This is a genomic window from Rubritepida flocculans DSM 14296 (assembly GCF_000425365.1).
Classification (GTDB): Bacteria; Pseudomonadota; Alphaproteobacteria; order Acetobacterales; family Acetobacteraceae; genus Roseococcus; species Roseococcus flocculans.
In genome coordinates, this window is sequence record NZ_AUDH01000001.1 from 21,003 (window position 1) to 39,805 (window position 18,803).

Below are 18,803 nucleotides of genomic sequence, written 5' to 3' on the forward strand. Positions count from 1 at the left end.
CAGCGGCGCTCAGCCCGCCTTCTTCCAGGCGGCGAGCTTGCGGTAGATGGTGCTGGGGTTCACGTCCAGCAGCGCCGCAGCGCGCGGCACGTCCTGGCCGGTGTGCTCCAGCGCGGCCAGGATGGCCTTCTTCTCCACCACGGCGAGCGGCTCCACCGGGCCTGGCGCGGGGAGCGGGGCCTCGCGCGGCGCGGCCTCGCGCGGCGGGGGCTGGAACAGGCGCGCGGGCAGCATGGCGCGCGTGACCAGCGGCCCGTCATGCAGCACCACCACGTTGCGGATCACGTTCTGGAGCTGGCGCACATTGCCGGGCCAGGGGTCGCGCGCGATGGCGGCCGCGGCTTCCTCGTCGAAGTCGCGGAAGGATTTGCCCTCCTCGCGGCTGAACAGCTCGAGGAAATGGCGCGCCAGCAGCAGCACGTCCTCGCCGCGCTCGCGCAGCGGCGGCATCTCGATGGGCACCACATAGAGGCGGTAGAACAGATCCTCGCGGAAGCGGCCGGCCTCGACCTCGGCTCGGATGTCGCGGTTGGTGGCCGCGATGATGCGCACATCCACCTTCTCGGCCCGCGTGCCGCCGACGGGGGTGAAGGTGCCGAGCTGGAGGAAGCGCAGCAGCTTCACCTGCATGTCCATCGGCATCTCGCCGATCTCGTCCAGGAACAGCGTGCCGCCATCGGCCTGCTTCGCAGCGCCCGCGCGATTCTCGGTCGCGCCGGTGAAGGCGCCCTTCACATGGCCGAAGATCTCGCTCTCCAGCAGATCCTTCGGGATGGCGGCGCAGTTCAGCGCCACAAAGGGCCCGCGGGCGCGGGGGCTGGCGCGGTGAATGGCGTCGGCCGCCAGCTCCTTGCCGGTGCCGCTCTCGCCCGTGATGAAGACGCTGGCCTTGGAGGCGGCGACGCTCTCGATGGTGCGATAGACCGCCTGCATGGCCGGCGAGGCGCCGACGAAGCCGAAGAAGCTGCCGCGGCCGAGCTGCGCGCGCGCCTCCTCCAGCTCGGCGCGCAGGCGGCGCGTCTCCAGCGCGTTGTCGAGCGTCACCTGCAGGCGCGCGCGGGTGTAGGGCTTGGCGATGAAGTCGAAGGCGCCGCCGCGCATCGCCTCCACCGCCGTGTTGAGCGAGGCGTTGACGGTGATCACGATCAGCACCGCCCCGTGGCCCGCCGCGCGCAGGGCGCGCATCAGCTCGAAGCCCGTGCCGTCGGGAAGCTGGAGGTCGATCAGCACCGCGTCGCAGGGCCATTCGGCGGCGATGCGCAGCGCCTCGGCCACCGTGGCGGCGTGGCGGCACTCATGGCCGAAGGCGGCGAGATGGGCCTTGGCGATCTCCGCCTCGGTCGGCGTGTCCTCGACGAGGAGAACCCGCGCGCGCATCAGCCGAGCATCTGTTTCAGCGCCGCGATGGCCGCCTGCGCCTCGCGCATCAGGCGCGGCAGAAGGATGTTGGGCGGCTCGGGCTGGGCAGGGTCCATGGCGAGGCGCGCCTCGCGCTCCAGCGCCCTCGCGCCCACGGCCGACGCCGCGCCCGCGATGCTGTGCGCCGCGCGCTGATAGGCCGCGGCGTCGCCGGCGCGGGCGGCGGCCAGAAGCTCCTGCGCCAGCCGGCCGACATCGCGCTCGAAGGTCTGCACCACGCTGCGCAGCACCGAGGGCGCGAGATCCTCGCGCAACTGCCGGGAGATCTGGGGGTCGAGGCTGCTCATCGCCGCAAGGGTTCCCACCGCCTCCGCGCCGCGTCAATCGCCGCGCGGCTTGACCCGGCGCGGAGGCGGGACTAACGGGGCGCACCCTCGTGATTTGTCCGGCCAGCTTGCGGCGAGGTCCCGGTCGTCGGGCCGTTCCTGCTCCATCGGCGATGGAGGGGGGCGGAAAACAAGCGCGCTAAACGGCTGAGGGCGCCCGCGCCGCCGCGAATCGGCGAAGGGCCGCCGCACCCGGGCCAGGGTGCCGGACGCCCGTGCGATTCGAGGTGTTCACATGTCCGAGACCCGCCGCCACCGCCCCGCCACGCTGCTCGTGCGCGGGGGGCTGAACCGCACCCCCTTCGGCGAGACGGCCGAGGCGCTCTTTCTCACCTCGGGCTTCGTCTATGACAGCGCCGAGCAGGCGGAGGCGACCTTCCGGAACGAGATCGCCCGCTACCAGTACAGCCGCTTCGGCAACCCCACCCTCACCATGCTGGAGGAGCGGCTGGCCGCGCTGGAGGGCGCGGAGGCCTGCCGCCTCACGGCCACGGGCATGGCCGCCGTCCATGCCGCGCTGCTCTCCCACCTCAAGGTGGGGGACAGGCTGGTGGCCAGCCGCGCCCTGTTCGGCTCCTGCCACTGGATCGTCTCCACCCTGCTGCCGCGCTACGGCATCGAGAGCGTCTTCGTGGACGGCGCGGACCTCGCGCAGTGGGAGGCGGCGCTGAGCCGCCCCGCCACCATGGTGCTGCTGGAGAGCCCCTCCAACCCCATGCTCGAGCTGGTGGACGTGGGGGCGGTCTGCCGCCTGGCGAAGCGGGCGGGGGCGATGGTGGTGGTGGACAACGTCTTCGCCACGCCGCTGCTGCAGCGCCCGCTGGAGCAGGGCGCCGATGTCGTCGTCTATTCCTGCACCAAGCACATGGACGGGCAGGGCCGTGTGCTGGGCGGGGCGGTGCTCGGCACGCGGAAGTGGGTGGACGAGGTGCTGCAGCCCTTCATCCGCAACACCGGCCCCGCCATGTCGCCCTTCAACGCCTGGGTGATCCTGAAGGGGCTGGAGACGCTGAAGCTGCGGGTGGACCAGATGTGCCGCAACGCCGCCGCCATCGCCGATTTCCTGGCCGAGCGGCCGGAGGTGGCGCGCGTGCTCTACCCCTTCCGGGCCGACCATCCCCAGCACGCGCTGGCGCTGCGCCAGATGGGCGCGGGCGGCACGCTCGTCACCTTCGACATCCATGGCGGCAAGGGCGCCTGCTTCGCCTTCATGAACGCGCTGCGGCTCGTGGATGTCTCGAACAACCTGGGCGATTCCAAATCCCTCGCCACCCATCCCGCGACGACGACGCACATGCGCATCGGCGCGGAGGAGCGCGCGCGGCTCGGCATCACCGACGGCACGGTGCGGCTCTCCGTCGGGCTCGAGGACGTTGCGGACCTGATCGAGGATCTCGCCCAGGCGCTGGAGGCGATTCCCGCGGGTGCGGCGCGCGCGGCGGAGTAGTGGCGCGCGGCGCGGGGCTGTGGTGATCTCCGCGCCATGAGCCTCGAGACCTGGATCGCCTTCCTCCTCGCCTCCGCCGCGATGCTCGTCATCCCGGGGCCGACCATCCTGCTCGTCATCGGCCAGTCGCTGGGCGCGGGGCGGGGGCGGGCGCTGCCGCTGGTGGCCGGCGTCGCGCTGGGCGACCTGACGGCGATGAGCCTCTCGCTGGCCGGGCTCGGGGCGCTGCTCGCCGCCTCGGCCACCGCCTTCACGGTGCTGAAATGGGCGGGGGCGGCCTATCTCGTCTGGCTGGGCGTGAGGCTGTGGCGCGCGCCGGTGGAGGCGGCCGCCGCGCCGCCGCTCATCGCGCGCCGCGCGTTGCGCGACGCCTATGTGGTGACGGCGCTGAACCCCAAGAGCATCGCCTTCTTCGTGGCCTTCGTGCCGCAGTTCGTCAGCCCCGCCGCGCCCTTCGCGCCGCAGGCCCTGGTGCTGGTGGCGAGCTTCGTCACCCTCGCCGCGCTGAACGCCCTGGCCTATGCGCTGCTGGCGGGCCGGCTTTCCGGCGCGGTGGCGCGGCCCGCGCTGCGGCGCGGCGTGAACCGGCTGGGCGGGGGCGTGCTGATCGGCGCGGGCCTCGCCACCGCGGCGATGCGCCGGGCATGACGCCCTACAGCGCCACCACGCGCGGCGTGCGCGTCACGGTGCGCAGCTTCTACCTGGCCGACCAGTCGGACCCGGAGGAAGGCCGCTACGTCTGGGCCTACAAGGTCGAGATCGCGAACGAGGGGCGCGAGACGGTGCAGCTTCTCAAGCGCACCTGGCTGATCACCGACGCGCAGGGCCGGACGCTGCGCGTGCACGGCGAGGGGGTGGTGGGCGAGCAGCCGGTGCTCGAACCGGGCGAGAGCTTCGAATACACCTCGGGCACGCCGCTGCCCACGCCCTCGGGCTTCATGCGCGGCGCCTACCACATGGTGGTGACCGGCACGGGCGAGGCCTTCGACGCCGAGGTGCCGGCCTTCTCCCTCGACAGCCCGCACCAGTCGGGCGGGCTGCACTGATCCGGGCGGCATGCGATGCCGCGCGTATAAGAAGAAAACGGCGCCTCAGCTCTCCGCGCGGATGTTGTTCTCGCGCACCACGCGCTGCCAGCGCGCGTAGTCCTCGGCCATCATCTGCGCCATCTGCTCGGGCGTGCCGCCGCCCGGCTCGTCGCCGCGGCTCGTCATGCGCTCGCGCGTCGCGGGGTCGGCAAGCGCGGCGTTGAGCGCGGCGTTGAGGCGCGCCACCACCTCGGGCGGCGTGCCGCGCGGCGCGAAGAGGCCGATCCAGGCGTAGAAGGTGAACTCCGTCAGCCCCTGCTGGGCGGCGGTGGCGATGTCGGGGAAGGCGGGGCTGCGCTCGCGCCCCGTCGCCAGCACGCCGCGCAGGCGGTTGTCCTGCAGGAAGGGCGCGACGACCGAGGCGCCGTCGAACATCAGCGAGAAGCGGCCGGCGATGAAGTCCTGCATGGCGGGGCCGGAGCCGCGATAGGGGATGTGCGTCATCTCCGGCCGGCCGATCCGCTCGCGGAACAGCTCCATGGCGATGTGCGTCAGGCTGCCCGCGCTGGCCGAACCGTAGTTGATGGAGCCGCGCGGCTGCCGCGCGATCCAGGCGCGCAGCTCCGCGAGGTTGCGCACGTTCATCGAGGGATGGGCGCAGAGGATGAGCGAGGATTGCAGCGCGAGGCCGATGGCCACCATCTCGCGCGGGTCGATCGTCATCCCGTCCATGGTGTGCGGGTTGATCGTCATGGGCGAGGAGTTGCCGGCCAGGATGGTGTAGCCGTCCGGCCGGGCGCGCATCACCGCCTCGGTGCCGATGTTGCCGCCCGCGCCGCCGCGGTTGTCGATCACCACCGGCACGCCGAGCGCGTTCTGCATGCCGTTCTGGATCACGCGGGCGGCGAAATCCGTCTGCCCCCCGGGGGGGAAGCCGACGACGAGGGTGATGGGGCGGGTGGGGTTCCAGCTTCCCTGCGCGCGCAGCGCGGGCGCGGCGAGGGCGGCCGCGGCGCCCCCCAGCAGCAGGCGGCGGTGGAGCGTCGTCATCTTCTTGTGTCCTCCCTCTTCCCTGGGCGGGTTACTGGCGCGGCGCGGGCGGCGCGGCCTGGGCTTCCGCCAGCGCGCGGCGGGCCTGTTCGAGCTCGGCGCGCAGCGTGGCCGCGGCGGCTTCGGCGCGGGCCGCGCGCTCGGCCGCCTCGCGCGCCTGGGCGGCCGCCTGGGCGGCCTCGGTGCGGGCGGCGGCGGCGGCGGCCTCGGCCTGGGCGGCGCGGGCGGCGGCGGCGTCGCGCGCCTGGGCGGCCTGGGCGGCCTCGGCGCGGGCGGCGGCGGCGGCGGCCTCGGCCTGGGCGGCGCGGGCGGCGGCGGCGTCGCGCGCCTGGGCGGCCTGGGCCGCCTCGGCGCGGGCGGCGGCGGCGGCGGCCTCGGCCTGGGCGGCGCGGGCGGCGGCAGCGTCGCGCGCCTGGGCGACCTGGGCGGCCTCGGCGCGGGCGGCGGTGGCGGCGGCCTCGGCCTGGGCGGCGCGGGCGGCGGCGGCCTGCGCCGCCTGCTCTGCCTGGGTGGCGCGGGCGGTCAGCGCGGCGATCTGCTGCGCCGCCTGGGCCGCCTGCTGCGCCCGCTGGTCGAGCTCGGTGCGCATGGCGTTGCCCTCGAAGCGGGCGAAGTCGAGCTCGGTCTGCAGCCGGTCCTCGGTCTGTTGCGCCTCGGCGCGCAGGCGCTCCATGTCCTGCTGCGCGACGGCGAGGCGGTTCGTCAGCTCCTGCACCACCGCGGCCACCTGGGCCATGCGGGTCAGCGCCGTGGCGGCGAGGCTCTGCGGCGCGGGCCGGGTGAGGCTGGCGCTGAGCTGGCAGCTTCGCACCTGGCGGTCCTCGGAGACGAAGGTGCCGCCCTGCAGCTCGAACTGCACGGGGCTGACGGCCGCGCCCTCCAGCCGCGTCATCCAGCGCTGGCTGCCGCGCTGCGATTCCACCAGCACGGCCATGCGGCCGTTCTGCACGCTGCCCTGCCAGCGGTCGAGCTGCGGCGGGCCCTCGGCCGGGCGCGTGGCGCGGGAGTGGCGAAAGGCGCCCTCGTTCACCTCGGCGGTGAAGCGCTCGGTGTAGCCGGGCTGGCGGGTGATGGTGTTGGCCGAGCAGGTCAGGGTGAACTGCCAGGTTCCGTCGAAGTCGTTCGCCGCCGCGCGGGCGGAGGAGGAGGCGGCGCCCAGCGCCAGGATCGCGGCGAGCGGCGCCGCGCGCATCATCGTCATCAGCCACGTCTCCCTGTTGCGGAAGCCGCCCGGAACGGGCGATTCCCCATTGCCCTGACGAAAGCAGGCTTCTTGCACGGCGTCCATGCGGCGCGTCACGTCAGTTCGGGGAAATCCTCCTCCCGGTGCTCGGCGGCGGGGCGCTCGCCGGCCCGGAAGCGGCGCTCCTCCATCTGGCGCAGCTCCACGCGGCGGATCTTGCCCGAGATGGTCTTGGGCAGCTCCATCACCTCCAGCCGGCGCGGGCGCTTGAAGGGGGCGAGGCGCGCGCGCAGGTGCCGGAACACCGAGAGCATGGCCGCGCGCTCATCGTTCACGCCGGGGGCGAGCACGAGGAAGGCCTTGGGCACGGCGAGCCGCACCGGATCGGGCGCGGGCACCACCGCGGCCTCGATCACCTGCGGGTGCTCGATCAGGACGCTTTCCAGCTCGAAGGGCGAGATGCGGTAGTCGCTCGCCTTGAACACGTCGTCCGCGCGGCCGACGTAGCTGAGATGGCCCTCCGAGTCGCGCTCGGCGACGTCGCCGGTGCGGTAGAAGCGGCCGTCGCCGGGGGGCGCGATGCCGCCATCCTCCTGCTGGTAGCCGCGCATGAGGCCGAGCGGGGGCGGGGCGAGCGCGAGGGCGAGCTCGCCGCTCTCCGCCTCCGCGCCGTCGGGGCCAAGGAGGCGGATGTCGTAGCCCGGCGCGGGCAGGCCCATGCTGCCGGGCTTCACCGCCATGCCGGGGAAATAGCCCACCTGCAGCGTCGTCTCGGTCTGGCCGTAGCCCTCGCGGATGGTCAGGCCCCAGGCCTTCTCCACCTGCGCGATGATCTCGGGGTTCAGCGGCTCCCCGGCCGAGCAGAGCTCGCGCAGCGCGCCGCGGAAGGGCCCCATCTCCTGCTGCACCAGCATGCGCCAGACGGTGGGCGGGGCGCAGAAGGTGGTCACGCCCTCGCGCGCGATCGCCTCCAGCGTGCCGGCCGCGTCGAAGCGCGGCTGATTGTTGATGAACACCGCCGCCCCCGCGTTCCACGGCGCGAACAGGCAGGACCAGGCGTGCTTCGCCCAGCCGGGCGAGGAGATGTTCAGGTGCAGATCCCCCGGCCGCAGCCCGAGCCAGTACATCGTGACGAGATGCCCGACGGGGTAGGAGCACTGGTCGTGCAGCACGAGCTTGGGCTTCGCCGTGGTGCCGGAGGTGAAATAGAGCAGCAGCGGGTCGCGCGCCGGGGTCGGCCCGTCGGGGAGGAACTCCGCCGGATGCGCGCGCAGCGCGTCGTAGTCGTGCCAGCCCGGCGCGCCGCCCACCGCGATGCGCGTCACGCCCGGATCGAGCCCCTCGAACTTCTGCGCCTCGCCGGCGGCGGCGATGACGTGGCGCACGCGCCCGCGCGCGAAACGGTCGGCGAGGTCGGCCGGGGTGAGGAGCGTGGCGGCCGGGATCACCACCGCGCCGAGCTTCATCGCGGCCAGCATCGCCTCCCACATCGGCACGACATTGCCGAGCATGAGCAGGATGCGGTCCCCCCGCCGCACGCCGAGCGCGCGCAGCCCGTTCGCCACGCGGTTCGAATCCGCCGAGAGTTCGGCGAAGCTGCGCCGCGCCGCGCCCGGGCCCGCGATGCGCAGCGCCTCGCGCCCGCCCTGTTCGCCCTGCGCCAGCACGCCGTCGAACCAGTCCAGCGCGTAGTTGAACTCCGCCATCTCCGGCCAGCGGAAGGCGGCCTTCGCGCGCGGGTAGTCGCCCCGGCAGGCGAAGAGCAGGTCGCGGGCCTGCTGGAACGCGGCGACGGACATGGCGGGCCTCCCCTCGGTGCGGGCGGCTGGCGCGCCCTTCGCGGCGGAGCCTAGTCGAGCGCCAGGCGCGGGGGAACCGGGCCGCGCTTGATCCCCCCCCCACCGCGCGATCCAAGCTGCCCATGGAAAGGAATCGAACGGGGACAGGCAGGCAATGACGGCCCTCAGCGCCACGCATTTCGTCGGAGTCGGCGCGCGCAGCGAGGTGTTCCGGCTGAACACCGGCACGCTCGGCCTCGGCCCCTTCCTGGTGGAGGCGGGCCTCGGCGACGACTACGCGCTGGGCAACACGGGCGACGACACGCTGGTGGGCGGCGGCGGCGCGGATGTGCTGATCGGCGATGCGGGCGATGACGTGCTGCACGGCGACGACGCCGGCACGGAAGGCGCGCAGGACGGCAACGACCGCCTCTTCGGCGGCTCGGGGAATGACAGCCTGTTCGGCAGCGGCGGCCGGGACGCGCTCTTCGGCGGCAGCGGCGGCGACAGTCTCGACGGCGGCAGCGGCGACGACGAGCTGCACGGCGGCCTCGGGGCGGATGTGCTGGTGGGCGGCGCGGGCAACGACATCCTGTGGGGCAACGGCAACAACGGCGGCAGCTTCACCGTGCGCTACGCCTGGGACGGCACGACCGACACCTACATCGGCCTGCCGCGCGTGGATGGCGAGGATGTGCCCGTCTCGGAGACCATCACGCCAGGCAGCTATGGCGACGACAACGCGCGGGACTGGCTCTACGGCGGCGCCGGCGATGATTTCGCGGTCGGCGAGGGCGGGGACGACGTGCTGTTCGGCGAGGATGGCGATGACCGCCTCTGGGGCGATGGCGTGCCCGGAAGCTGGCCCGCCTTCGCCGGCGTGGCGGGAAACGACGCGCTGTTCGGCGGCGCGGGCGACGACTACCTGCACGGCGGCGGCGGGATGGACTGGCTGGACGGCGGCGCGGGAATCGACACCGCCTCCTGGTATGATTCCCCGGCGGCGGTGGTCGTGTTCCTCAACCACGGCCTCGGCTTCGGCGGGGATGCGGAGGGCGACCGCCTCGTTTCCGTCGAGAAGATCGAGGGCAGCCGCTTCGCCGACTGGCTGGTGGGCGACGACGGCGCGAACGAGCTGCGCGGCCTGGACGGCGACGACTGGCTCTTCGGGATGGACGGCAACGACATCCTCCGCGGCGACCGCTCCGGCGGCGATCCCTGGCATGGCTGGCCGCAATCCAACGACCAGCTTCTCGGCGGGCGCGGCAGCGACATCCTCTACGGCGGCATGGGCAATGACGTGTTCTGGTTCCGCGCGGAGGATTTCGAGATCGGCGTCTTCGACTACGTGATGGATTTCGGCAAGCAGGTCGCCGTCTCCGACGTGCCTTTGGCCTACCGGCCGTGGAACTTCGACTACCTGCGCTTCGAGGGCCTGCGCCCGGATCAGCTCGTCTTCACCGACCACGCGGACTACGTGCAGATCTCCACCCTCGCCCAGGGCGGGAATGGCGGCGTCATCGTCTTCAACATGACGGCCGCCGCGCTGGTGGACCAGCTCATCTTCGCCTGATCCGCCCGGCGTGACCGCCGGCCGGTTCAGGGCAGCTCCAGCACGTTCTTCGCCAGGATGTTGCGCTGGATCTCGTTGGTGCCGCCGTAGATGGAGGTGGGCCGCGCCTGGATGTAGAGCGCGCCGGGGTTGAGGTGGCGGTTGCCCTCCATCGGGCCGAACAGCGCGGCGTTCTCGCCCGCCACCTCCAGCGCCGTCTCGGTGATGCGCTGGAACAGCTCGGACTGGATCACCTTGAGCTGCGAGACATCCGCGCCCAGCGGCCGCCCCTGCTTCAGCACCGCCACATAGCGCGCGTAGAGCGCCTTGAGATCCTCGAGATCGGCGCGGTGGCGGGCGTAGCGCTCGGCGAAGAGCGGATCATCCGCCACGCCCATCTTCTCCGCGAGCTGGCGCAGCCTGGCGAGCGCATAGGCCGACTGGCGGGGCGAGCCGAGGTAGATGCGCTCGAAGGAGAGCAGCGCCTTCGCCATGTCCCAGCCCTTGTTGAGCTGGCCGACGAGATTCTCCTTCGGCACCTTCACGTTGTCGAGGAACACCTCGCAGAACTCGTCGTGCATCTCGAGGTTGACGATCGGCCGCACGGTGATGCCGGGCGAGGTCATGTCGGCCAGCAGGAAGGAGATCCCCTCCTGCTTCTTCGCCGTCTTGTCGGTGCGCACGAGCAGGAAGATCCAGTTCGCGTCCTGCGCCAGCGTGGTCCAGATCTTCTGGCCGTTGACGAGGTAGTGGTCGCCCATGTCCACCGCCTCGGTGCGCAGCGAGGCGAGGTCGGAGCCGCTGTTGGGCTCGGAATAGCCCTGGCACCAGATGTGCTCGCCGGTCAGGATCTTCGGCAGGAAGCGTTGCTTCTGCTCCTCCGTGCCGTAGCGGATGACCAGCGGGCCCAGCATGATGATGCCGTGGTCGTTGCAGCGGGCGCAGCCCCAGCGCTCGAGCTCCTCGGTGAAGATGATCTGCTTGGCGGGCGAGAGGCCGAGGCCCCCGTATTCCCGCGGCCAGCCGGGGCAGAGCCAGCCCTTCTCGGCCAGCTTGAGATACCAGACCTTGTTCTCCTCCCAGTGCAGGCGCTTCGGAGGGTTGCGCAGCTCCGGCGGATAGTTCTCCTCGATCCAGGCGCGGATGTGCAGGCGGAAGGCCTCGTCCGGCATGGCGTCGAGGTCGAGCGGTTCGCGGGGGGTGATGGCGTTCATGGCGTCAGCGCCCCCGGAACACCGGCTTGCGCTTGGAGAGGAAGGCCTCGCGGCCTTCCTTGTGGTCCTCGGTGACGAAGAGCGCGGCCTGCCAATCCGCCTCGCGCGCGAGCGCCCGCTCCAGCTCCTCGGCGAACCACTGCCTCGTGTAGGCGATGGGCAGCGGCGCCTCCTGCGCGAGGAAGCGCGCCTTTTCGAGCGCCACCTCCAGCGCCTTCCCCTTCGGCACCACATAGTCCACGAGGCCGATGCGCTGCGCCTCGGTGCCGAGATACTGCGTGTGGTGCAGCAGCATGTCGCGCGCGCGGCCCGCGCCGATGCGCGCGGGCAGGGTGGCGGGGAGCCCCATATCGGCCATCAGGCCGATCTTGTGGAAACCGGCCATGAAGCGCGCGTCGTCCGCCGCCACGATGGTGTCGCAGAGCAGCGCGAGCGAGAGCCCCGCGCCCACCGCCCAGCCCTCCACCGCCGCCACCACGGGCAGGTTGCCGCGCGCCAGCAGCCGCACCAGGCGATGCGTGCGGCGCATGCGCTCGCGCCCCTCATGGGCGGTGGCGATGTTCATGCCCGAGATGTCGCCGCCCGCGGAGAAGACGCCCTCGCTGCCCGTCAGCACGATGGCGCGCGTGCTGCCATCGGCCGAGGCGCGCTCCAGCGCCTGTTCGAGCTCCACGCGCAGCGGAACGGCGAGCGCGTTGCGCCGCGCCGGGTAGTCGAGGGTGAGGACCATGACGGGCCCGTCCCGTTCCTCGATGATGCGCATGCGCGCCGTGCTCTCCGCGCCGTCCATCAGGCGTCCTCCGTCTCGGGGGTGAGGGCGTGGAAGCGGCGGCGGTGCAGCGCCGCGCCGCCGAAGGCCGGGGCCAGCACCATGGCCCGGCGCAGGTAGAGCCCCACATCGTACTGGTCGGTGTAGCCGATGCCGCCGTGAAGCTGCAGGCAGGCCTGCTGCACCAGCATCCCCGCCTCGCTCGCCCGCGCCTTGGCGCGGGAGACAAGGGCGCGCGCCGCATCGCCCGTCGCGCCCGCGTCCAGCGCGGCCGCCGCCTGCTCCACCGCCGCGCGGGTCAGCGCCACCTGCATCTTCGCATCCGCCGCCTTGTGCTGCAGCGCCTGGAAGCTGCCGATCACCCTGCCGAACTGCTGGCGCGTGCGGAGGTAGTCGAGCGTCATGGCGAAGGCGGCCTCCATGCCGCCGAGCAGCGCCGCCGCCGTCAGCAGCGCGGCGCGGTCCAGCCCCTCGGCGAGCGCCTCGCCGATGTCGTCGGCGATGTGGCTGCCCGGGCCGTGGCCCACGAAGGGTTCCGGCCGCACGGTGGAGAGGTGCCCGCCATCCTGCGTCGTCTCGTTCGTCACCTCCGTCATGTCGCGCACCAGAAGGTGCAGCGCCACGCGCCCGCCCTCGCGCACGGGCCAGAGGAAATGGCTGGCGCCCGCGCCCATCGGCACGAAGCGCCGCGCGCCGTCCGCGCTGGCCGCGGGCTCGAGCGTGTTCGCGCGGTCCTGCCAGGCGGTGAGCGCCACCGCCTCCCCGGCCAGCACCAGCGGCAGCACCGTCTCCTCGCCCGCCGCCGCCAGCAGATGCGCGGACAGCATGAGCGGGATCACCGGCTCGGGCGCGAGGGCGCGGCCCAGCTCCTCGGCCAGCGCCACCGCCTCGCCCATGCCGAGCCCCGCGCCGCCCGCCTGCTCCGGCACGGCGAGGCCGATCCAGCCCGCCTGGCCCATCTCGGCCAGCTTCGCGGGGTCGAAGCCCGGCTCGGTGAAACGCAGCGCGCGCACGCGGGCGAGGTCCGCCCCCAGCAGGCCGCGCGCGCTGTCGCGGATCATGGAGATGCTCTCGAGGCGCTCCTCGTCGAAGGGCGCGATGCCGGCGGCGCTCATGCCGTGTGCAGCCGCGCTTCGGTCTTCGCCTGCAGCTCCTCGAGGCTCATGCCCTCCACGATGTCGCGCACCACGAAGCCGAGGCCGGGCACGATGTCGAGCACCGCGAGGTTGGTGTACACGCGCGAGACGTTGCCGAGCGCGGTGAGCGGATAGCCGCAGCGCCGCACGAGCTTGGGGCGGCCGTCCTTCGTCGTGTGCTCCATCACCACCCACAGGCGCTTCGCGCCGGCCGCGAGGTCCATCGCGCCGCCCACGGCGGGGGCGGTGTCGTTCTCGCTGGTGGCCCAGTTCGCGAGGTCGCCGTTCTCGGCCACCTCGAAGCCGCCGAGCACGCAGAGGTCGATGTGCCCGCCGCGGATCATCGCGAAGCTGTCGGCGTGGTGGCAGAAGGAGCCGCCGGGGCGCAGCGTCACCATCTGCTTGCCGGCGTTGATCAGCCAGGGATCCTCGCGGCCCTTCTCCGGCGCGGGGCCCATGCCGAGCACGCCGTTCTCCGACTGGAAGATCACCTCGCGCTCCAGCGGCACATGGTCGGCGATCAGGGTGGGGATGCCGATGCCGAGATTGACCACCCAGCCCTCGGGGATGTCGGCGGCGGCCTTTGCGGCCATCTGGGCGCGGGAAAAGGGCGTCATGGCGATCTCCTCCGGACGGGCCGGAGGGTAGGCCCGGGCGCGGGCGCGGTCCAGACGCGGCTACAGCAGCGCCTCGACCTCCTTCGCGAGCGCCGCGGGGGTGGTGGTGGGGGGGAAGCGGCCGCGCACCCTTCCCTCGCGGTCGAGCAGGAACTTGGTGAAGTTCCACTTGATGCCGCTGGTGAGCAGCCCGCCCTTCTCGGCCTTCAGCCAGGCGTAGAGCGGGTGCGCGCGCGGGCCGTTCACCTCGATCTTGGCGAAGAGCGGGAAGGTGACGCCGAAATTCTTCTCGCAGAAGGCGGCGATCTCGGCATCCGTCCCCGGCTCCTGGTGGCCGAACTGGTCGCAGGGGAAGGCGAGGATTTCGAGCCCGCGCGGGCCGTGGCTTTCGTAGAGCGCCTGCAGGCCCTTGTACTGCGGCGTGAAGCCGCATTTCGAGGCGGTGTTCACCACCAGCACCACCTTGCCGCGGTAATCCGCCAGCGACTGGGTGCTGCCATCGTTGCGCGTGGCGGTGAAATCGTAGAAGCCCATGGGATCCTCCCGCCTCAGCGCGGCGCCGGCCAGTCCGGCCGCTCGAAGCGCTGGAACTCGATGAGATAGCCGGCCGGGTCGGTGACGAAGAAATGCGTCACGCGATAGGTCTCGGAATACTCGGGCGCGGGCGGAACCGCCACGCCCCTCGCCTTGAGGAAGGCGTGCCAGCCCTCGACCTCCGGTGTCACGAAGGTGAACACCACGCCCCCCTGCACGCGCGGATTGTCGGAGGCCCGCGGCGCGCGGGCCCGGCAGACGCCGAGGAAGGCGCGATCGCCCTCGGCCGCGGCGTAGATCCGGCAGGTGCCCTGGTCCTGCACCAGGGGCAGTTCCAGCACCTCCTCGTAGAAGCGCCAGGAGGGGGCGGGATCCTCGGCGTAGAGGAAGGTGACCTGCTGGGCGGGGGCGGGGCGGTTCATGCGGTGAGGCGTCCCTGGGCGGCGAGCACGGCGAGGCGGGCGGCGATGGCGGGGTGGGCGTTGGCCTCGAGGCCGAGCAGGCGCGCCACGCCGGCGGCCAGCTCCTCCTCGCTCGCGCGCGGCGTGAGCGCAAGCAGGGCGCGCGCGGCGGCCTCGATCTCGGCGGGCGGCACCATGGCGGGGCGGCGCAGATGGGCGGCGGCGGCGCGGCGGTCGCGCGGCGTTGCGGGCGGCGTGTCCTCCAGCCGCCAGAAGCCGCCCTCCTCCAGCGCGCCGTGCAGGAGCTGCGCTTCGCGCAGCGCGCCCTGCGCCTCGGCGGCGTCGAAGGCGGCGCCCGCGAGCAGCTTCGCGCGTTCCAGGATCGCCTCGCGGTGCACCGGGGCCTCGGTGCGCAGGATGGCGAGCATCATCTCCGTCCACTCGGCGCGCCTGCGCGGCGGGGTTTCCCAGACGGCTTCCGCATAGGGCGCGGCGAGGCCCGTCTCCGGCACGGCCGGGCCGGCGGGGGCGGGCGGCGCCGCCACGCCCAGCGCGGCGCGCAGCGCGGCGCGCGCGGCCTCGGGCCGGTTCAGCCAGTCGAGCGACCAGGAGCGCGCGAGCCGCCAGCCCATCCCCTCCAGCGCCATCTGCCGGCCGCGGTCGCGGTCGCGCGCGCAGCGCAGCGCGGCCCAGTCGAGCCCGTCCAGCTCCACGCCGAGCTCGAAGCCCTCGGGGCCGCGCGCCGCCACGTCGAGGAAGAGGCCCGAGAGGCCCACCCGCGCCACCGGCTCGCGCCCCGCCTCGGCCACCAGCTCCCCGATCAGCGCGGCGAGGGGCGTGGCCTCCTCGCCCGCCAGGCGTCGCGCCTCCTCCCCCGCGGCGAAGGCGAGGAAGGTCTTGAGGGCGGCCACGCCGCGGCCCTTCGCGCGCTCCGTGTCCACCTCCTCCGCGCCGATGCCGCTGAACACGATGCAGCGCTTCTTCGCGCGGGTGATGAGCACGTTGAGCCGCCGTTCGCCGCCCTCGTTGGAGAGCGGGCCGAAGCGCATGGCGAGCTTGCCGTCCGGCCCGCGCCCGTAGCCCACGGAGATCATGATGGCGTCGCGCTCGTCGCCCTGCACGTTCTCGAGGTTCTTCACGAAGAAGGGCTCGGCCGGGTGGGCGGCGAAGAACGCCTCCGTGTCGGGGCTGTCGCGGCGCAGCCGCTCCACCGCCTCGAGGATGGCGTCGCGTTGCGTCACCGAGAAGGCGGCGACGCCGAGCGTGTCGCCCGGCGTCTCGCGCGCGTGGCGCAGCACGGCCTCGGCGACCGCGCGCGCCTCCTCGGCGTTGGCGCTGCCCACGAAACGCCCGTTCACGCGCACCAGCGAGAGGCCGAGGGCGGGGCTGCGCGGGCGCGGCGAGGGGAGCACCAGCAGCCGGTCCTCGTAGAACTCGCGGTTGGAGGTGGCGATCAGGCTCTCGTGCCGGCTGCGGTAGTGCCAGCGCAGCATCAGGCGCGGGATGCCGCGGGCGTTGGCGAGGCCGAGGATGCTCTCCACGTCGCGCGCCTCCAGCGCCTTCTCCTCCTCCTCGGGCGCCTCCTCCGCCTCCTCCGTCATGCGCTGGAAGAAGCGGGTGGGCGGCATCTGCCGGTCATCGCCCACCACCACCAGCTGCTTCGCCCGCGCGATGGCCCCGAGCGCGTCCACCGGCTCGATCTGGCTGGCCTCGTCCATCACCAGCAGGTCGAACTCCGGGAAGCCGGGCTGGGTGGCGTGGTGCGGGTTGGCGAGGAACTGCGCGACGCTGAGCGGGCTCATCATGAAGATCGGCTTGGCCTTGCGGATGAGCGGCGCGGCGCGGGAGAGCAGGGTGCGCACCGGCGCGTGGCCGCGCTTCCTCTCGAACTCGCCGCGCAGGAAGGCGAGCGCGGCGGGGGCCTCGCCCTCGCGCAGCGCCTTCACGCGATGGGCGAGCACGGCCGCCGCCTCCGCCCGCGCGAGGCGCACGCGGGCCGCGTCGGCGGCGCGGAAATCGGCCACCAGACGGTCGGCCTCCGCGCCGTCGAAGGCGGCGAGGCTCGGCTGCTCGCGGAACAGGAGGCGCAGCAGGGATTCGTGCAGGGCGAAGTCGAAGGCGGCCTCGGCGCGCTCGGGCGGGAGGGCGCCGCGCTCCAGCGCCTCGGCGAGCGGGGCGAGCTCGGGCGCGGCCGCCACCGCGCGCGCCCAGCCCTGCCACTCGGCCAGCGCCTCGGGCGCGGCGGCCCAGGCGGCGAGGGTCTCGGCCAGCGCGCCCCAGGGCCCGTCGAAGGCGTGGCCGCTCGCTTCGGCCAGCGGGGCCCAGGCGGCGAGGGCGGCGCGCTGCGCCTCGCTCGGCGGCGGGGTGGCGAGGGCGGCGGCGTGCTCCTCCATCCAGGCGATGTCGCGCGCCAGGGCTTCCGCGTCCGGCCCGGGGCCGAGCCGCGCCGCGGCGGCCTGGGCGGCGAGCAGCGCCTCGAGCGCCGCGTCGTCCGCGGGGTCGCGCAGGGCGGCGGCGAGCCGCGCCTGCGCCGCGCGCCGCGCGCCGTCGAGGAAGCCGAGCAGCCCGCCCGGCCTGGCCAGGGTGGCGCGCGCCTCGGCGAGCCCCGCCACCTCCAGCGCGCCGGGCAGGAAGCGCGGATCCTGCCGCGCGGCCTCGACCAGCCGCAGATCCGCAAGGCGCGCGCGGGCGGCGGGGAGATCCTTCACGCGCATCGGGGCCTCGGCGCGCAAGGCCTCGGCGGCCACGGCCGCGCGCGCCTCGGCCAGGGTACCTGGGGCGGCGGCGAGCACGCGAAGCGCACGGGGCAGCGCCGCCAGCAGCCGGTCGGCGGCCAGCGCGTCGAGATCGGCGCGCACGCCGCGCCAGGGGCTGCGCGCGCCGGCGGATTGCGCGCCCAGCTCCCGCGCCGCCGCGCGCAGGGCGCGGATGCGCGCCCCGTCCCAGCCGGCGGCGTTCAGCGTGAAGGGCGGCGGCGCCTCGCCCGCCGCGCGCAGCCGCGCGAGCCGGGCGATCACCTCCTGCGCCGCCAGTCCGGAGGCGCCCACGCGCGCGCGCATCGCCGCCGCGTGGCGGTTGAGCCGGCCGCGCAGATCGCCGAGCCGCTGGATCGCCTCCTCGCGCGCGCGGGGCGGCGGCGGGGGCAGGGCGAGGGTGGCGCGCAGATCGTCCAGCACGGCGCGCTTGCCGGTCTTCTCGCTGTGCAGCTCCAGCACCGCCGCGCCGAGCCCGAGCGTTTCGAGCCGGCGCTTCACCACCTCCAGCGCGGCGGCCTTCTCGGCCACGAAGAGCACGCTGCGCCCGTCCAGCACCGCCTGGGCGAGGATGTTCACGATGGTCTGGCTCTTGCCCGTGCCGGGCGGGCCCTGGATCACCAGGGAATGGCCGCGCCGCACCGCCTCGGCGGCCAGGGCCTGGCTGCCGTCCACCTCCAGCACGTGATCGAGCCGCTCGACGGGGATTTCCGCGTCCACATCCGCGTCGTCGGCGAAGGGCGGCGGCTCGGGCGGCGGCGGGGCGGGGTCGAGCAGGCGGCGCAGCAGCGGGTGCGCGAGCAGGCCCGGATGGGTCTCGGGATCGAGATCCCGCCACATCAGGAATTCCGAGAAGGCGAAGAGGCCGAGCGCCAGCCCGTCCGCATCCACCGACCACCCCTCGCGCCCGGCCACCGCCGCCGCCACCGCCTCGGCCCAGCGCGCGGGGTCGTGCTCGCCGAACTCGGGCAGCGCGATGCGGAACTCGACGGCGAGCTTCTCGCGCAGCGAGAGGTTCTCCACCGCCTCCTCCGGGTTCGCGCGCAGGCGGTAGCGGTTGGAGACGCCCTCGCGCTCCAGCGTGGCGGGGATGAGGGCGAGCGGCGCCTCGCGCGGCGTGCCGGGGGTGGCCGGATCGAACCAGGTGAGGATGCCCACGGCGAGGAAGAGCGCGGCCACGCCGCTCTCCTCGCGGGCGCTGCGCGCGTCGTTCACCAGCTCGCGCAGGCGGCGGGCCAGCTCCTCCGGGGGCAGGGCGCTGCGCAGGTTGGAATCGCGCCGCCACTGCTCGGGCGTGGCGCTGGCGCTGGCGGTGGCCACGCCCTCGGCCCTGGCGCGGCCGCGCCGGGGCTTCGCCGCCTCCTCGGCGCCCGCGGCCTCGAAGCCGAAGGCCCTGCCGGCGGCAAGTTGCGCCACCACGAAGCCCGCCTCCTCGTCCGCCAGGCGGATCACGCCGCGCGCCCGGCGCGTGGCGGGCAGCGCCAGCAGCCGGTTGCGCGTGGAGAGGTCGAGCAGCGCGCGGCGGGCGGCGGCGAGCGGGGCGGCGAGGGTCATGGGGCTATCCCAGGGCGCGGCGCCGTCCGTTCTCCCCGAAAT

General features: G+C 73.9%; 16 protein-coding genes. 4 read left to right on the forward strand and 12 right to left on the reverse strand.

The window, feature by feature from the left end; genetic code table 11:
• Window positions 1–9 precede the first annotated feature (9 nt).
• Together H596_RS0100120 and H596_RS0100125 are read right to left on the reverse strand one after the other, a co-directional pair.
• On the reverse strand, window positions 10–1,377 hold the full coding sequence (locus tag H596_RS0100120) for a sigma-54-dependent transcriptional regulator (RefSeq protein ID WP_027283155.1): 1,368 nt from the start codon (window positions 1,375–1,377) through the stop codon (window positions 10–12).
• Complete coding sequence (locus H596_RS0100125) at window positions 1,377–1,706, reverse strand: Hpt domain-containing protein (RefSeq protein ID WP_027283156.1); 330 nt, start codon at window positions 1,704–1,706, stop codon at window positions 1,377–1,379. The genes H596_RS0100120 and H596_RS0100125 overlap by 1 nt, the downstream gene beginning before the upstream one ends.
• Window positions 1,707–1,980: 274 nt before the next feature.
• Between H596_RS0100125 and metZ the strand changes: the two genes are divergently transcribed.
• The 3 genes from metZ to apaG are packed head-to-tail and all read left to right on the forward strand — an operon-like array spanning window position 1,981 to window position 4,238.
• The gene (metZ, locus tag H596_RS0100130) at window positions 1,981–3,192 is read left to right on the forward strand and encodes an O-succinylhomoserine sulfhydrylase (protein WP_027283157.1); all 1,212 of its coding nucleotides are present in this window, start codon (window positions 1,981–1,983) and stop codon (window positions 3,190–3,192) included.
• A gap of 36 nt (window positions 3,193–3,228) precedes the next feature.
• Window positions 3,229–3,840 (forward strand): LysE family translocator, encoded by a 612-nt coding sequence (locus tag H596_RS0100135; RefSeq protein WP_027283158.1) that lies wholly within the window; start codon window positions 3,229–3,231, stop codon window positions 3,838–3,840.
• Window positions 3,837–4,238: a Co2+/Mg2+ efflux protein ApaG gene (gene apaG, locus H596_RS0100140; protein WP_027283159.1), complete on the forward strand. Its 402-nt coding sequence runs from the start codon at window positions 3,837–3,839 to the stop codon at window positions 4,236–4,238. Before H596_RS0100135 ends, apaG begins: the two co-directional genes overlap by 4 nt.
• A 45-nt stretch (window positions 4,239–4,283) precedes the next feature.
• Here the strand turns inward: apaG and H596_RS0100145 are convergent, their stop codons facing one another.
• From H596_RS0100145 to H596_RS0100155, 3 genes are all read right to left on the reverse strand, one after another.
• Entirely contained in the window at window positions 4,284–5,270 is a 987-nt protein-coding gene (locus H596_RS0100145; protein ID WP_027283160.1) for a Bug family tripartite tricarboxylate transporter substrate binding protein, read from the reverse strand.
• A 31-nt stretch (window positions 5,271–5,301) separates the two neighbouring features.
• On the reverse strand, window positions 5,302–6,471 hold the full coding sequence (locus H596_RS22635) for a hypothetical protein (RefSeq protein WP_051212192.1): 1,170 nt from the start codon (window positions 6,469–6,471) through the stop codon (window positions 5,302–5,304).
• 95 nt (window positions 6,472–6,566) lie between these two features.
• Window positions 6,567–8,252 carry an AMP-binding protein gene (locus tag H596_RS0100155; RefSeq protein WP_027283161.1) on the reverse strand — a complete coding sequence of 562 codons (1,686 nt, stop codon included), beginning with the start codon at window positions 8,250–8,252 and terminating at the stop codon, window positions 6,567–6,569.
• A gap of 154 nt (window positions 8,253–8,406) precedes the next feature.
• Between H596_RS0100155 and H596_RS19375 the strand changes: the two genes are divergently transcribed.
• The gene (locus tag H596_RS19375; protein ID WP_051212193.1) at window positions 8,407–9,804 is read left to right on the forward strand and encodes a calcium-binding protein; all 1,398 of its coding nucleotides are present in this window, start codon (window positions 8,407–8,409) and stop codon (window positions 9,802–9,804) included.
• 26 nt (window positions 9,805–9,830) lie between these two features.
• Here H596_RS19375 and H596_RS0100165 read toward each other — a convergent pair whose 3' ends face one another.
• From H596_RS0100165 to H596_RS19380, 7 genes are read right to left on the reverse strand one after another with little or no spacing between them, the layout of a single operon-like run.
• Window positions 9,831–10,997 carry an acyl-CoA dehydrogenase family protein gene (locus H596_RS0100165; RefSeq protein ID WP_027283162.1) on the reverse strand — a complete coding sequence of 389 codons (1,167 nt, stop codon included), beginning with the start codon at window positions 10,995–10,997 and terminating at the stop codon, window positions 9,831–9,833.
• Window positions 10,998–11,001: 4 nt separating this feature from the next.
• On the reverse strand, window positions 11,002–11,787 hold the full coding sequence (locus tag H596_RS0100170; protein WP_156909981.1) for an enoyl-CoA hydratase/isomerase family protein: 786 nt from the start codon (window positions 11,785–11,787) through the stop codon (window positions 11,002–11,004).
• On the reverse strand, window positions 11,787–12,881 hold the full coding sequence (locus H596_RS0100175) for an acyl-CoA dehydrogenase family protein (RefSeq protein ID WP_027283164.1): 1,095 nt from the start codon (window positions 12,879–12,881) through the stop codon (window positions 11,787–11,789). The genes H596_RS0100170 and H596_RS0100175 overlap by 1 nt, the downstream gene beginning before the upstream one ends.
• Window positions 12,878–13,519 carry a 3-oxoacid CoA-transferase subunit B gene (locus H596_RS0100180; RefSeq protein ID WP_027283165.1) on the reverse strand — a complete coding sequence of 214 codons (642 nt, stop codon included), beginning with the start codon at window positions 13,517–13,519 and terminating at the stop codon, window positions 12,878–12,880. Before H596_RS0100180 ends, H596_RS0100175 begins: the two co-directional genes overlap by 4 nt.
• Window positions 13,520–13,579: 60 nt before the next feature.
• Window positions 13,580–14,053, reverse strand: coding sequence for a glutathione peroxidase (locus H596_RS0100185; RefSeq protein WP_027283166.1), 474 nt, complete (start codon window positions 14,051–14,053; stop codon window positions 13,580–13,582).
• 14 nt (window positions 14,054–14,067) lie between these two features.
• Entirely contained in the window at window positions 14,068–14,475 is a 408-nt protein-coding gene (locus H596_RS0100190) for a VOC family protein (protein WP_027283167.1), read from the reverse strand.
• On the reverse strand, window positions 14,472–18,761 hold the full coding sequence (locus tag H596_RS19380; protein ID WP_051212194.1) for a DUF4011 domain-containing protein: 4,290 nt from the start codon (window positions 18,759–18,761) through the stop codon (window positions 14,472–14,474). The genes H596_RS0100190 and H596_RS19380 overlap by 4 nt, the downstream gene beginning before the upstream one ends.
• Window positions 18,762–18,803: the final 42 nt, after the last annotated feature.

What these genes read in the sequence shown, in the direction of transcription:
- H596_RS0100190 (WP_027283167.1), bottom strand. Translation starts at nt 14,475, where the DNA reads ATGAACCGCCCCGCCCCCGCCCAGCAGGTCACCTTCCTCTACGCCGAG.
- H596_RS0100175 (WP_027283164.1), bottom strand. Translation starts at nt 12,881, where the DNA reads ATGAGCGCCGCCGGCATCGCGCCCTTCGACGAGGAGCGCCTCGAGAGC.
- H596_RS0100170 (WP_156909981.1), bottom strand. Translation starts at nt 11,787, where the DNA reads ATGGACGGCGCGGAGAGCACGGCGCGCATGCGCATCATCGAGGAACGG.
- H596_RS19375 (WP_051212193.1), top strand. Translation starts at nt 8,407, where the DNA reads ATGACGGCCCTCAGCGCCACGCATTTCGTCGGAGTCGGCGCGCGCAGC.
- H596_RS0100120 (WP_027283155.1), bottom strand. Translation starts at nt 1,377, where the DNA reads ATGCGCGCGCGGGTTCTCCTCGTCGAGGACACGCCGACCGAGGCGGAG.
- apaG (WP_027283159.1), top strand. Translation starts at nt 3,837, where the DNA reads ATGACGCCCTACAGCGCCACCACGCGCGGCGTGCGCGTCACGGTGCGC.
- metZ (WP_027283157.1), top strand. Translation starts at nt 1,981, where the DNA reads ATGTCCGAGACCCGCCGCCACCGCCCCGCCACGCTGCTCGTGCGCGGG.
- H596_RS0100180 (WP_027283165.1), bottom strand. Translation starts at nt 13,519, where the DNA reads ATGACGCCCTTTTCCCGCGCCCAGATGGCCGCAAAGGCCGCCGCCGAC.
- H596_RS19380 (WP_051212194.1), bottom strand. Translation starts at nt 18,761, where the DNA reads ATGACCCTCGCCGCCCCGCTCGCCGCCGCCCGCCGCGCGCTGCTCGAC.
- H596_RS0100145 (WP_027283160.1), bottom strand. Translation starts at nt 5,270, where the DNA reads ATGACGACGCTCCACCGCCGCCTGCTGCTGGGGGGCGCCGCGGCCGCC.
- H596_RS0100185 (WP_027283166.1), bottom strand. Translation starts at nt 14,053, where the DNA reads ATGGGCTTCTACGATTTCACCGCCACGCGCAACGATGGCAGCACCCAG.
- H596_RS0100125 (WP_027283156.1), bottom strand. Translation starts at nt 1,706, where the DNA reads ATGAGCAGCCTCGACCCCCAGATCTCCCGGCAGTTGCGCGAGGATCTC.
- H596_RS22635 (WP_051212192.1), bottom strand. Translation starts at nt 6,471, where the DNA reads ATGACGATGATGCGCGCGGCGCCGCTCGCCGCGATCCTGGCGCTGGGC.
- H596_RS0100155 (WP_027283161.1), bottom strand. Translation starts at nt 8,252, where the DNA reads ATGTCCGTCGCCGCGTTCCAGCAGGCCCGCGACCTGCTCTTCGCCTGC.
- H596_RS0100135 (WP_027283158.1), top strand. Translation starts at nt 3,229, where the DNA reads ATGAGCCTCGAGACCTGGATCGCCTTCCTCCTCGCCTCCGCCGCGATG.
- H596_RS0100165 (WP_027283162.1), bottom strand. Translation starts at nt 10,997, where the DNA reads ATGAACGCCATCACCCCCCGCGAACCGCTCGACCTCGACGCCATGCCG.